This is a genomic window from Pseudoalteromonas sp. KJ63-1, assembly GCF_055808145.1.
In genome coordinates this window covers 929349-943555 of the sequence record NZ_CM147855.1, presented here as the reverse complement: position 1 = coordinate 943555, position 14207 = coordinate 929349, and the positions used below count along the sequence as shown (strand labels likewise).

Sequence of the window (14207 nt, the reverse complement as noted above, 5' to 3'; positions counted from 1 at the left end):
AGAAAAAACTATATGAATTTATTAGATATAGTTTTTAATGAATTTTAAACACGCTTTGTTTCACGCTATAAAAGATAATCTTGCCATTGCCACCAGCAATATACAATTTCTTTTACATATTATTTGCCACAATCCTCTCCTACCAACAACGTATTATTCCCCCCAATGCGAAAGGGTGAATCTCTTGTTAAAAGTTTGTCATAATTAAAAAATTCAATTACCCTTAAAATTGATAAAGATCATAAAAACATCAAAAAAAATGCCTTACTACCGCTATTTAAAACTTATCACTAACGTACATTAGTTTTAGTAATTACAATAGCCACCCCAATAAAGGATGATAAAGGATTACTATGCGTCGTAATCAAAGCTTGATAGATGAAGAAGTCACTTTTGAAGAGCAGCAAGAGTTAGTTTCAACAACCGATCTTCGAGGTGTTATTACCTATGCTAATCATGAGTTTTGCAGTATTGCTGGCTATGAAATGGATGAACTCATTAATAAAAACCACAATATAGTTCGCCACCCTGATATGCCTAAAGCGGCATTTAAAGAAATGTGGGACACCTTAAAGCAAGGCCATTCGTGGCGAGGGGCTGTAAAAAACTTATGTAAAGACGGCCGTTACTATTGGGTCGATGCATTTGTAACACCTATTTTCGAACATGGCCAATTGATTGGTTATCAGTCTGTGCGTGTAAAACTCTCGCAACGCGCAAAACGCAGAGCGCAGAAACTGTATGCCAAAATTAACGCAAATAAGTCACTATTTAGCTGGCGTGAGCACACCTCACTCAGACAGAGCTTGAGCATAGCCGGTGTTTTAGTTTGGTTAGCTAGTGTCGCTATTTGGGGGTCAATCGCAATTGCAGCGGTTAACTTGGTGGTGTGTATTATCATTTTAGCTTTAAATTATGATGAGCTAATAGCAACACCTGCGACCCTAAAACAGCAAAAAAGCCAGGCAGATTCAGTATCTCGCTATGTATTTAGTGGCTCACACCCTCACAGTATTAGTGATTACCGAGAGCAAATGCTTTGTGCCAAGTTAAAAACGGTACTAGGGCGTGTTAAAGACTCAACCTTGAGTTTTAATACTATTGCTCAAGGCTTAGATCAGCAATCGACGCTAACCGAGCAAGGAATTTCTTCTCAGGGAACTCAGCTTGAGCAAATAGCCACTGCGATGTCACAAATGAGCACCACCATTGGTGAAATTTCTAATAATACCAATAATACCGCAGATAAAGTGGGGATCACTTATCAAAGCTGCTCTGATATAAAAAGTCATATTGCCGATAACAGCAAAATGGTATCTGACTTAGCCATGCAAGTTGAGCAAGCGGCAACCACAGCCACAGGACTTGCCTCTGAGGCCGATAAAATTGGTCAGGTAATGAGTGAAATAGAAGGCATTGCAGAGCAAACCAATTTGTTAGCACTTAACGCAGCAATTGAAGCTGCCCGTGCTGGTGAGCATGGTCGAGGTTTTGCGGTGGTCGCTGATGAAGTACGCGCACTGTCTTCACGTACTCAAAACGCCACAGCTCAAATTCACAGCTCAATTAAAGAGATTCAAGATACTTTGTTTAGCTGGTCTAAAATCATGCAGAGCACGAAACAACAAGCCGATGACTGTGTGAACACCACAGGGCAAACACAACAAGAGCTGGATAGTATTTTTACTCAAATTAGTGAAATTTCACAACTTGCTACCGATATTTCAGCCGCCGCAGAGCAACAACAGGTGGTAAGTAGAGATATTGGCAGCAATGTTGAAAAAATTAAAGGCTTAGGAGATGACAATTTACAGCTCAGTTATAGCGTAGCGCATGGCGCTGCTAAATTGGTGGAAGGCTCACGAAAAGTAAATGATTTACTGCTTACCTTTAAAGTTTAATCCACCCACTTGAATCAAAAACAAAAAAGCCGCTGTTTTCAGCGGCTTTTTACTGTGCTCAGATTATCGGCTAGTAAACTCTAAGCCCTCACTACTTGCATCAATAACAATGATGCAGCCTGGTTGAAAATCATTATTAAGCAGCTTTTGTGCTAACGGATTTTCAATGGTTTGTTGTATTGCACGCTTAAGTGGGCGAGCGCCATAAACCGGGTCAAAACCACTAGCAGCAATCCGCTCAAGCGCAGCATCTGTCAATTCAAGTAAATAACCCATCTCAGTTAATCGTTCACGCAATTTACTTAACTGTATATCTGCGATTTCTTTAATATGGCTATGTGCAAGCGAGTGGAACACTACTGTTTCATCAATACGGTTAATAAACTCGGGTCTGAATTCATTATGCAGTACACCCATCACTTTGTTTTTCAGCTCGTCATAGTCATTACTCCCAGATTGCTCTTGGATAATGTCTGAACCTAAGTTAGAGGTCATAATGATAACCGTATTTTTAAAATCAACAGTACGGCCTTGACCATCTGTTAAACGACCATCATCAAGAACTTGTAATAAAATATTAAACACATCAGGATGCGCTTTTTCTATTTCATCAAGCAAAATAACCGAATAAGGTTTACGACGAACAGCTTCTGTTAAATAACCGCCTTCTTCGTAACCTACATAACCTGGAGGCGCACCGACTAAACGCGCCACTGAGTGTTTTTCCATAAACTCAGACATATCTATACGCACCATGGCACTTTCGGTATCAAACATATAACCTGCTAGTGCTTTGGTAAGCTCTGTTTTACCAACCCCTGTCGGTCCTAAAAATAAGAACGAGCCAATTGGACGATTCGGATCAGCAAGCCCTGCACGAGAACGACGAATGGCATTAGCCACCGCAACTACCGCTTCATCTTGCCCTATCACTTTATTGTGTAATTGCGCTTCCATTTGCAATAGTTTTTCACGCTCACCTTGAAGCATACGTGCCACCGGAATACCGGTCCACCGTGATAGAATTTCGGCAATTTCGTCCTCGCCCACTTGGTTTTTAAGTAAGCTCATTTCTTGCATTTCGGCTTGTGATGCTAAATCAAGCTTACGCTCAAGCTCGGGGATACGACCATATTGAAGTTCTGACATACGCTGTAAATCGCTTGCTCTGCGGGCTACTTCTAAATCAAGTCGTGCTTGTTCAAGCTCGGCTTTAATAACTTGGGTCCCTTGCAAAGAGGCTTTTTCGGCATTCCATACTTCATCAAGTTCACGGTATTGCACTTCAAGCTCAGTGATCAGCTCAACCATTTCTGCACGGCGCTTTTGACTCGCCTCGTCTTTCTCTTTAGCCAGGGCGTTATCTTCAATTTTTAATTGAATGATACGGCGCTCTAACTTATCTAAGGCTTCAGGTTTTGAATCAATTTGCAGTCGAATGGAAGAGCCCGCTTCGTCAATTAAATCTATTGCTTTATCAGGTAATTGGCGATCACTAATATAGCGATGTGATAACTGCGCTGCAGCAACAATTGCCGGATCGGTGATTTCCACTGAGTGATGTAATTCGTAACGCTCTTTTAGACCACGTAATATAGCGATAGTATCTTCAACCGATGGCTCTTCAATTAATACTTTTTGGAAACGGCGCTCAAGTGCAGCATCTTTTTCAATGTATTTACGATATTCATCTAAGGTCGTTGCGCCTACGCAATGAAGTTCACCACGTGCTAGTGCAGGTTTTAACATGTTACCCGCATCCATAGCGCCATCACTTTTACCTGCGCCAACAATGGTATGAATTTCATCAATAAACAAAATCACTTGGCCTTCTTCTTTGGCCAATTCATTTAAAACTGATTTTAAACGCTCTTCAAACTCACCGCGGTATTTGGCTCCCGCAACTAATGCACCCAAATCCAGCGAGAGTACACGTTTATTTTTTAAACCCTCTGGTACTTCACCATTAATAATACGTTGCGCAAGCCCTTCGGCAATCGCGGTTTTACCCACCCCAGGCTCACCAATTAACACAGGATTGTTTTTGGTGCGACGTTGTAATACTTGGATGGTGCGACGAATTTCATCATCACGGCCGATTACAGGATCAAGCTTACCTTGCTCTGCCCGCTCAGTTAAATCAATAGTGTACTTTTCAAGTGCTTGACGAGTTTCTTCAGCATTAGGATCATCAACTTTTTGACCACCGCGAATTGCTTCTATGGCAGTTTCAGCTTTGTTAGCGGTGATATTAAGTGCTTTAAATACACTGCCAAGCGGCCCTTTATCTTCACATGCAACTAATACAAACAGTTCGCTTGAGATATATTTATCTTTGCGTTTTTGGGCATACTTGTCACACAGATTAATAAGTGAAACCATGTTGTTTGACAATTGCACATCGCCACCAACACCTTCCACTTTAAATAACTTTTCTATCTCTTGAGATAGTTTGGTATTGAGCTCGTCAATGCTAATGCCCATTTGTGCAAACAAAGCGCGCACACTTGAGCCGCTTTGCTTTAATAAAGCATACATAAGGTGAACGGGTTCAATAAATTGGTGGTCGCGACCTAGCGCTAATGATTGCGCATCTGAAAGCGCAGACTGAAATTTACTTGTAAATCTATCTAAACGCATGGGGGTTTACCTATAAAAAAACGAATTACTTTATAAATGGGTATGTTAACGGATTTGTTCAAGGTATTGAGGGAAAAATAATCACTTAATGGTAATTTACTTGCGCCAAATCAAACTTGCCATACGACCGGTTAGGCCGTCACGTCGATAAGAAAAAAACTGATTATTTTGAGAGAACGTGCAGTATTCACCACCGCTAATATTCACAACACCCCGTTGATTTAGCAAAATGTGCGCAATGTGATAAATATCAGCTAAATATTTCTCGCTATTTTGAAGTTTAAACGCATCATGCAAAGCTGGATTATTGGCTGTAAATATTGCAACAACCTCTTGACCGACTTCAAATCGGTTAGCTCCTATTGCAGGACCTAACCACGCATGTAAATTCGCTGGCTCATATTTAAAACAACTAACTGTATTATTAATAATTCCTTGCACTAATCCTCGCCAACCGGCGTGAATTGCAGCCACTTCTTGGCCATCGCTTGAGGTAAGTAAAATAGGTAAACAGTCAGCGGTCATTATAGCTAAAGGTTGATTGCTTAACTGCGTATAAAGCGCATCTCCCGTCAGAGTTTGATTAGCGTCAAACGCTTCATCCACTCTAATTACATCAGCGCTATGAACCTGATTTAACCAAACAGCAGGGTTAGGCAGGTGGGTATTTACATGCGCTCGATTTTTTATAACATCTTGGCGGTTATCACCTACATGTAGCCCTAAATTCAAACTATCAAATGGAGGCTTTGATACGCCTCCATCCCGTGTAGTACTCAATGTGCCTACACCCTGAATAGGTTGCCATGTAGCTGATAAGCCGGACATAATTAACTAGCTATGTCTGGATTTGCTTTTGTATCTTCGCGCAGTGCTTGTGTCATCTGGACCATATCATCAGGGATAGGTGCTTGCCAGGTCATCATTTCACCGGTAATTGGATGAGCAATGCTTAATTTAACAGCATGCAGCGCTTGACGCTTAAAGCTACGCAGTAACTCAAACAGCTCAGGGGTTGCTCCTTTTGGTGGACGAGGACGGCCGCCATAAGACTGATCGCCAATTAGTGGGTGGTTTAAGTACGCCATATGCACGCGAATTTGGTGTGTACGTCCGGTCTCAAGGCGTAAACGCAAACGAGTATGAGCTCGGAACTTTTCTGCCACACGGTAATGCGTAATCGCTGGTTTACCCATTTCATGAACAGCCATGTGCGTACGTTGAGTTGGATGACGGCCAATCGCTTTTTCAACCATACCACCGGCAGTCATAGTACCATTACATAACGCTTCATATTCACGTGTGAAATTTTCGCGCTTTTGTAAGGCTTTCACCAGGTGAGTTTGTGCCTGAATCGTTTTCGCAACAACCATTAAACCGGTTGTGTCTTTATCAAGACGATGAACTATACCCGCGCGTGGCACGTTAATAATGTCTGGAAAATGATGAAGTAACGCATTTAACACAGTACCGTCAGGATTGCCTGCGCCCGGATGAACCACTAATCCCATTGGTTTATTGATAACTAAAATATCATCGTCTTCATAAACGATGTTTAATTTGATATCTTGTGCTTCGTATTCACGAGGTGCTTCTATTGTTGTTTCAACAGCCACAACTTCACCACCGAGTAATTTTTCACGCGGGGTGTTGAAAATTTCGCCGTCAACGGTGATTTTATCATCTAAAATCCACGTTTTTATCCGTGATCGTGAATAATCAGGGAACAATTGTGCTAATACTTGGTCTAGACGTTTACCACCTAAGTCTGTTGGGACCTCGGCTTGGAGAGATATTTGCTCTGACATTAGTAACTTTACCCAATTTACCAGTGCAAGCTTTGCTTGACTGGGTTAGAATCGCTTTTAATAAAAGCATAACATAATACGCATAGTTTACTCGGTTTTACCCACTTGGCCTAGCCGAAGACATCGAAGGTAACAAATAAAATGATAAATAAAATAGGGAAACGTGCATTCGCCATTGTTTTTTCAGTTTCAGTGCTTAGTTTAGGGGCTTGTTCGTCTGCACCTGACCAAGAAGACATTCAACGAGTACCAAACAGATCAGCACAAGCGCTATACGAAGATGCAAAACAAACGCTTGATTCTGGTTTATACGCACGTGCAATTGAACTGTTAGCGGCAATTGATTCTCGCTACCCGTTTGGCCCGTTTTCAAAGCAAGTACAAATGGATTTAGTGTACGCACATTACCAATCAGGTAATACAGAGCAGGCACTTGCTACCATTGACCGTTTTATTCGCTTAAACCCAAACCACAAAGATCTAGATTACATGTACTACATGCGTGGCTTGGTTAATATTAAAGCGGATAAAAATGCTTTCCAAGAGTACTTTGGTGTAGATAGAGCCGACAGAGACGCTAAACGTACCCGTGTAGCTTATACCGACCTATCAACCTTAGTTAAACGTTTTCCAGAAAGTGACTATGCGCCAGAAGCAAAACGTCGTTTAGTGTGGCTATTAAATCGCATGGCACGTTATGAGCTAAAAGTTGCGACTTACTACTACGAACGTGAAGCCTATTTAGCAGCTGCGAATCGCGGTAAGTTTGTGGTAGAGCACTACTCACAAAGCAGCTACTTAGATGCGGCACTAGCCATGATGGAAAAAAGCTACGATAAGCTTGGATTAACTGAATTAAGTGACAATGCAGCGCAAACGCGCAAATTTAACAGTAGAAATAAATAATACGAAAAAGGCGCTACTTTCAAATAAAAGTAGCGCCTTTTTTACTCAAGACTACGGTTATATCGCGTCTTCATCTTCTTCTGCAGTACGAATACGAACAACACGCTCCACCTCAGTGACAAATATTTTACCATCACCAATTTTGCCTGTTTGTGCGGTTTTAACAATCACATCAATAGCGCGTTCAACATCTTCATCACCAAGCACAATATCTAACTTTACTTTTGGTAAGAAATCAACCATATACTCTGCGCCACGGTATAGCTCGGTGTGACCTTTTTGACGCCCAAACCCTTTGACTTCACTTACTGTCATACCCGTAATGCCAACATCAGATAGTGCTTCGCGCACATCGTCGAGCTTAAACGGTTTAATGATTGCTTCTATTTTTTTCATATTAGTTACTTTTGAAAGCCTCAGTTGCCTCGATTTTAGACAATCATGAGGTTCATAGCAAACAAAGTGATTGAATAGCACAGGTGAAAAATAATCATGGTATGATTATTTTAATAAAAATAACTATACTAGGGTCTGTTGACCTTTCAACATCACCGAGTTAATGAGATTTATATGAAAACCAAGCATACAGGATTTACTCTATTAGAGTTAATGGTTACCGTTGCTATTGTTGCGATAATAGCAAGTATTGCAATATGGAATAGTAGCGATATGCTGGAAGAAAACCGAGGCGAAAACTTTTTATTGGAGCTAAAGCGTAATATTAGTTTTGCGCGATCACAAGCAGCTAGTACTGATGAAATCGTGGTTATTTGTGCAGCTCAGCATTCGGAGGTTAAAAATAATGATGATAGTATGCAATGTCGAGCAAGGTGGGATCGTAATAAAGTTATTATTACCTTTATTGATGCAGATAATGATGGTCAATATAATTCTTCATCTGACAGCTTAATTCGCGCTATGGAAAAAATTAACCTTAATGATAAGGTAACATTCACAGCTGGAGATAGACGAATACGGTTTAACACGAGCGGTCGTATTACCACTAAACCTGGAAATTTTATTTTTTGTCCTAATGGTACTAATGAAAACAATAAAGGGTTAACACTGTCTCAATCAGGGACTGCTTTTTATATAGGTGATACAACTCAAACTTGCAGCTAAAAGCTATTTCATACTTTGTCGTTTTTTGATTATTTACTAAACTAATATAATGGACTGTTAAATGTAAGGCTTCAGGGATGAAGTTAATTATAAGTGTTCACAAAAACGATGGCGTTACATTAGTAGAATTACTAGTAACCATTTTAGTTATTGCAATACTGAGTCAACTCTCTTTGTGGTTTGCTCCTGACTTCTTGGCGCTCAATCGCGCAGATAATCAGGTTAGTCTATTACACCGAAATATTAATTTAGCACGTCTTTATGCTATAGAGCATGGCAACTACGTAACACTGTGCGTTTTGAAAGATAAACAATGTTTAGATGGTGAGTGGCACACGGGTGTGTCACTTTTTACCGATCATGACAAGTCAACATCTTTGGATAATGACGAACGTCTTATTAGTACCTTTGAACATACCCATCCCTCTGATAGCTTAGAATACCCCCGAACTGCAATAACTTTTAGACCCGACGGCTCTTTAAATGGCTTTCAAAATGGTACTTTTATCTATTGCCCTAATAGTGAAAAAGCAAACCTTGAAGGGCTTGCTCTATCTATAAGTCAAACAGGTCGCATAAGAATAAAGTCCACAAATAGATGCAAAAATAACTAACCTGAATTCTAGTTAGGGGGTTTACAGTGTAAAAAGCCGGGTTTCGCGTCAATAGCTGGACTATTGCAAGTAAATTCAACGCAATTAGCGCTAAAAATAGCTGCTTGAGATAGGTATACAATTCAGAGTAAGATTAATTAGCATCATCTACCCCAGCAATAGGTTATATCTGATTTACCTTTGCTGCCTTTAGCCCCTTTTAAGCCTAAATCATTAATAGACAATTCAGTACAATCAGCATCCCCTTTAACAGCTCCAGCGATGGGTTTCGCTGTAATTGTAAATTCATTACTATTAACCACATTTATTGCTAACTCAAAATGCCCGTTTTCAGTTTTACTTTGAATACCTAAGTCACTAAACGAAGTTGAATAAACTCGGTTATCTACAAAGTATTGCTCTTGCTTATTTGCCGCATCTAACAGCGCAGATGCAGCTTCTGCGCGTGATGCTCTTTTTACATACTCACTGTAATTCGGCAGTGCAATTGCGGCAATGATGCCAACAATCGCTACTGTGATCATTAACTCAATTAATGTGAATCCTTGTTGTGTCTTATTCATATACAGCCCTTAATTGTTTATCTCGTCGTTTTCTTCACGCTTATAAATATATGTTTGCTGCGTTTTAAAGCCAAAACCAATGGGCTCCTTATCATTAACCAGCTGAATTTTACCATCAACCACTTTTAAACCAGGTCCTGTAACTTCTACCGGTTTAAGAGGATTTTCGGCTTGCTCACCTTTTATCCCAGGGCCAATCAAGAAAAACTGACTTTCTTCGATAACGTCTTCTTCTGGATTATCATCACACTTTCCATCACCATTCGAATCGGTACAAGAGTTAGTTGCACCGAAATAAAGCTGTGGTGTATCGGGCACATCGTAACTGGTTACAAATTTGAGCTGATCATACACCTTTGTACCGTAATGCAAATGAAACGCATAAAGCGCACCACCGCCTCCGCTTAAAGAACATTGATTCTCTACAACGGCATCAGATGCTGGCGTGAAAGAGGTAAAATAAGCAACTCCGCCAACAACGGTAGCAGCGGCCAATGATTTTTCACCTTTAGCTAATTCGTAGCGCCACCCTTTCTTTTTTGCCAACTCAGCTTCAACAAGATTAAAACCATCTATGTCACCTAGAGTATTACCAAACGGATCATCGTTCATAATCATTAAGTCAGAGGGTTTAATTGCCGCAGGCGCATTGGTTTTAAATGAGCGTGTCAGCGTATTTTCATCACGGATCATAAACAGTTGATCTTGCTCATTTGTATTCGTTGGTTTTGAACGATTACCGCTGCCGATAACAACAGCATCATAAGGAGTATCTAAACGGGTAATAACTTTATCACCATTGATGATCGTCTCCGTTACTTTACTAAATAAAGTACGCGCAATCAAAGGTTTATAAAAGAAGCGCCTATCTTGAGTATTTTGATTGCTACCAAGCTCTGCAAGTTTGAAATGACTAAACTCGCTGCTATCTTCTCCTGGCATATCAATTCGCCAAATATTACCACCGGTATCTGAGGCATAAATTCGGTCAATATAGCCGTCATAATCTGAATCAAGCGTAGTTAAATCAGCGGCAATACTATGTTTACCTTTAAAGCCATTACTATCCGGGGTTAACGCCCATACTAAACTGCCAGTTTTTGCTTCAACTATATAAATGCCCCGACCGCGTGAATCCTCTGCTCTTATAGCCGCATCTTTATTTGTATCGTAACCTGCACCAAATACGAGTAAAGGTTTATTACCAAAAGCTTTAATATAAGCTATTTGCGGTTTTGACCATGTTTGTGCTAATTCCGTAAAGTCGCCTTTTCCGCCTTCAATTGGTTTGCTCCAAAGGCGCTTTGGCTGGTTCGGATTTGTAATATCTAAGCCGTAGTAATTCTTACCACCACGACGCATACCAGCAAAAGCCCAAACAGCATCTCCTTTACTAGCATCTATAATACCGTCATTTAAACCATCGCTATTTAAACTCTTATTACTAAAGTAAACACTGATAGGGCCATCCATGCCATATACCTTGCTATCTGCTTGTTTATTTCTTAGTGGTTTAATAATGTCGAATAATGCTGAAGGTATAAACGCCCAGCTTTCACTTACAGTCTCGCCGGCATCTTTAAACATATGTAAAAACCCAGCATTTGTCCCTATAAGAATTCGTATATCATCATTGCCATAGTCGATAGCAATAGGCTTGGAATGTAACGGGTCGCCAAAAATATCAGAGCGTTGATCTTGCGAAGAGCCATCTTTATCCTCATCATCAACGTCGACTCCTCTAGCCCAATTAACATCTTGGCTTGATAAAGCTAGCGGATTATCAACAATACCGCTAAGAATGTCGCTGACAACCGAAGTATCAAAACTAACAATAGAGCCTTGATTTTCAGTGAATAAATTACGAGCTAGTGGATCTACCGTGCTTAGATAATGGTTTACGCCACCTTGTGCAACCGCATTACCATCAGCAGGTTGGCCCGCAGGTAGCCAAAATGTTTTTGCATCTTTTGAAATTAAACCGTCGCTATTAAGAGCAAGCTTGTTAGTTGCATCAACAATCTGACTGCCTGAAACTTTTAACTTTTTGAGGTTACCACGCCAGCGCGCCCCTGTTTCAGGATAAAACATTGCGAAATAAATAGCGTCTCGACTGCGAGTTTGGTCTACATTATTACTGGCCACTGATGGCGATGAAAAGCTATCGTTTACTTCACGAATACGAGAAATCGTATTTTTAAGTGCGTCTGACAGTTGTGCTGCAGTATTGGCATGTAAATATTGCCCGCCGCCATAGTCTGCAGTCTCAGTAAGTAAGTTTTTACCTGAGTTACTCATACCTGTACCAAAGCCAATAGGAAATACACGACCAATATCTAGTACATTATTGGTTTTGCTATACAAATCAACCTTTACATCATCTGTACCATGGATAATTTTTGCCAGCGCTGCCAAATAACTATTGCTGACAACAGGCGCATTTTCAGAAAAATAGTCATCGTGAAGGTTAAATATGTCATTATTTCTATTAGCGTCGTTGGTAGGATCTCCATCTGTCATTAAAATAATGTTGATACTATTGTCACAGCGTAATGGCTCCCCCGCTACTGGGGCAAAGGGTGATTTATAAACTCCTGATGACTCTGCGGTAAAATCTCGATCATTAGTGTTATCGCCATAGTAAACATCTTGGCCTGTTATATATAAATACGCTTCCCATAATGTTTCAGTTAATGGGGTTGCCCCACTAGCAGGTAACTCATCAATCTTATTGAGCAACGTTGACTTGTCAGCACCTACTCTGGCGAGTACATAACCGCCACTACTGCCATTAAAACGCATTAAACCAAATTCAATATCATCGTTATCGTTCACTAATTGCGTAATCGCATTTTGTGCAACTCGTAAACGACTGTCTTGACAGATAGCTTGCGCATAACCATTTACAGATTTATAACACTGCTGGTATGCACTATAGCTGTCTTTACTTTCGAAGCATTCACTTTCGTAAAAGCCGTTCCTATTTCTTTTGTAACATCTTTCTCCATCGTTTACATCCCAAGCCATACTTCCAGATGTATCAAAAATCATAATTACGCGTGGCTTTTCATCTGTCTCCACATTGTGGTTAACATACAACTCTATATCTTCAGCATGAGCTGACATGCCAATTAATATTGCAAATATAGGCATGAGCATTCTGTTGAGTGTAAGTTTCATCTTAAAACCCCTTACTTATGCTAGCCATCTCTTGGGCTACGCCGGTAACAATTGTTAGTTGGTGTTTACTTTTAGAGCCGTAGTCTATGGTTGTAGAAACTTGCACCATGTTGCATGAAATGCCAGCAGTAAAATTAAAACGACGAGGGCATTCTAAATCAAGTACACCATTGTTTAAGTTAATCATATTGCTTTTCATATCATCACGTTCAGCCATAACAACACCGTTATCTGATACTTCTTCAGGGGTTAAAAAGAACTGATTAGCAGCCCCTTTACTAACCTCATCAGCTATGACACGTTGTACTTCACCAATTAGTTGATTTTCTGCAACTTCACGCTCTTGGGCTGCATTAGTAATTTTAATATCAATACTACTACTACTCATTAAAGTAACCGCAATTCCTGTCACTGCTATGACCATAATAAGTGCAGTAATAAGTACAACGCCCTGTTGTTTCTTTTTCATATGAATTAAATACGCCATAAATTTGCTCCCACATTATTTAAACGAATAGTCGTAGTGAAAACGGTTCGCCTGAAATTATCTGAAAAAGTGAGAGAGCGACTATTAGCATCTTCCCCTAATACGTACGTTTGGTTCTTAATTTTAAGGCCTGGATCTGGCTGCAATGCTCTGATCAATAAAAAAACTTGTACTGTTAAAATACCTTTACGGTTTTCCCAATCGCTGGCATTCATATCATTGATGCTTTTATAGGTATCAACGCGACTATCGCTGGTAGTATCTAAACCAAAAATAAAACGCATATTTTCCACGCCTTCCATTATAGTTTCAGTGTTTATAGACCCGCCTACTAAACGCTTTCGCATTAGTGCGGGTACAGTAAGGTTCTTATTATTTACCGTATAAGTTTGCTCTGAAATATAATAGCTGTGATGGCTATACGGCCATACCGTCGCATTGATATTTACGCTAGTAGGGTCAACAATACCTCGCTCAAAGCGTGCATTTTCTTGTTCAGCAATAAAATAATTCTCATCGCTTTGCGTTTCGTTAACACCTGCGGCATCAACGTCTAGTTGATTACCTTGTAAAAACTTAACCTGTAAAATATCAGTCCCTTTAATTGGGTTTTTTACACAGTTGAGCTCATTCGAACTTGCCGCAGTTTTAGCGTATAAAGATCTAAAGTTACTACTACTCGTTAAATCTGGAAAACTGCCATTGTTAGCTCCTTCAAAGCAGTCATTGGTAGGGTTTGACAGTGATGATGTGTTTGCAGCGGTAAATGAATCATCATAAAATGTTCCCCAAAAACTAACTTGCTCAATATCTCGTTGCATAATATTTATAGCTAAGCGGCCTGACTCTTGTAACTCGCCTATAGTCATTGTGTCTTTGGTGGTTACTTTCATACCGATATAAGTAAACATTACCCCACCCAAAATTAATCCCCCTATAAATAGAGATATCATCATTTCAATGAGTGTAAATCCTGTTTGCTTCAT

At 40.1% G+C, this 14207-nt stretch carries 12 protein-coding genes; 4 read left to right on the top strand and 8 right to left on the bottom strand.

The genetic code is table 11. The annotated features are described in order from the left end of the window. Positions 1 to 353 precede the first annotated feature (353 nt). Complete coding sequence (locus AC0L7Q_RS04420; protein ID WP_413401468.1) at positions 354 to 1901, top strand: methyl-accepting chemotaxis protein; 1548 nt, start codon at positions 354 to 356, stop codon at positions 1899 to 1901. A gap of 63 nt (positions 1902 to 1964) precedes the next feature. On the opposite strand, the gene clpB is transcribed toward AC0L7Q_RS04420, so the two are convergent. The 3 genes from clpB to rluD form a co-directional block, all read right to left on the bottom strand. After that, a complete protein-coding gene (clpB, locus tag AC0L7Q_RS04415) occupies positions 1965 to 4541 on the bottom strand; it encodes an ATP-dependent chaperone ClpB (RefSeq protein WP_413401466.1) in 2577 nt (858 codons plus the stop codon). Positions 4542 to 4637: 96 nt separating this feature from the next. Next, positions 4638 to 5369, bottom strand: a complete 732-nt coding sequence (gene pgeF / locus AC0L7Q_RS04410; RefSeq protein ID WP_409424982.1) for a peptidoglycan editing factor PgeF — start codon at positions 5367 to 5369, stop codon at positions 4638 to 4640. Positions 5370 to 5371: 2 nt separating this feature from the next. Then, positions 5372 to 6349 carry a 23S rRNA pseudouridine(1911/1915/1917) synthase RluD gene (rluD, locus tag AC0L7Q_RS04405; RefSeq protein WP_010391291.1) on the bottom strand — a complete coding sequence of 326 codons (978 nt, stop codon included), beginning with the start codon at positions 6347 to 6349 and terminating at the stop codon, positions 5372 to 5374. 141 nt (positions 6350 to 6490) lie between these two features. Here rluD and AC0L7Q_RS04400 point away from each other — a divergent pair, with 141 nt between their 5' ends. Further along, positions 6491 to 7255, top strand: coding sequence for an outer membrane protein assembly factor BamD (locus tag AC0L7Q_RS04400; protein ID WP_413401464.1), 765 nt, complete (start codon positions 6491 to 6493; stop codon positions 7253 to 7255). A 57-nt stretch (positions 7256 to 7312) separates the two neighbouring features. Here AC0L7Q_RS04400 and AC0L7Q_RS04395 read toward each other — a convergent pair whose 3' ends face one another. After that, entirely contained in the window at positions 7313 to 7651 is a 339-nt protein-coding gene (locus AC0L7Q_RS04395) for a P-II family nitrogen regulator (protein ID WP_008114445.1), read from the bottom strand. 174 nt (positions 7652 to 7825) lie between these two features. On the opposite strand from AC0L7Q_RS04395, the gene AC0L7Q_RS04390 reads away from it, so the two are divergent. Continuing rightward, positions 7826 to 8377, top strand: coding sequence for a GspH/FimT family pseudopilin (locus AC0L7Q_RS04390; protein WP_409424978.1), 552 nt, complete (start codon positions 7826 to 7828; stop codon positions 8375 to 8377). A gap of 77 nt (positions 8378 to 8454) precedes the next feature. Continuing rightward, complete coding sequence (locus tag AC0L7Q_RS04385) at positions 8455 to 8991, top strand: GspH/FimT family pseudopilin (protein ID WP_409424977.1); 537 nt, start codon at positions 8455 to 8457, stop codon at positions 8989 to 8991. Positions 8992 to 9134: 143 nt separating this feature from the next. Here the strand turns inward: AC0L7Q_RS04385 and AC0L7Q_RS04380 are convergent, their stop codons facing one another. The 4 genes from AC0L7Q_RS04380 to AC0L7Q_RS04365 are packed head-to-tail and all read right to left on the bottom strand — an operon-like array spanning position 9135 to position 14207. Beyond that, a complete protein-coding gene (locus AC0L7Q_RS04380) occupies positions 9135 to 9554 on the bottom strand; it encodes a type IV pilin protein (protein WP_409424976.1) in 420 nt (139 codons plus the stop codon). A 9-nt stretch (positions 9555 to 9563) separates the two neighbouring features. After that, entirely contained in the window at positions 9564 to 12734 is a 3171-nt protein-coding gene (locus AC0L7Q_RS04375) for a pilus assembly protein (RefSeq protein WP_413401461.1), read from the bottom strand. A gap of 1 nt (position 12735) precedes the next feature. Then, positions 12736 to 13221, bottom strand: a complete 486-nt coding sequence (locus AC0L7Q_RS04370; RefSeq protein WP_413401459.1) for a pilus assembly protein PilX — start codon at positions 13219 to 13221, stop codon at positions 12736 to 12738. Continuing rightward, the gene (locus AC0L7Q_RS04365; protein WP_413401457.1) at positions 13209 to 14207 is read right to left on the bottom strand and encodes a PilW family protein; all 999 of its coding nucleotides are present in this window, start codon (positions 14205 to 14207) and stop codon (positions 13209 to 13211) included. Before AC0L7Q_RS04365 ends, AC0L7Q_RS04370 begins: the two co-directional genes overlap by 13 nt.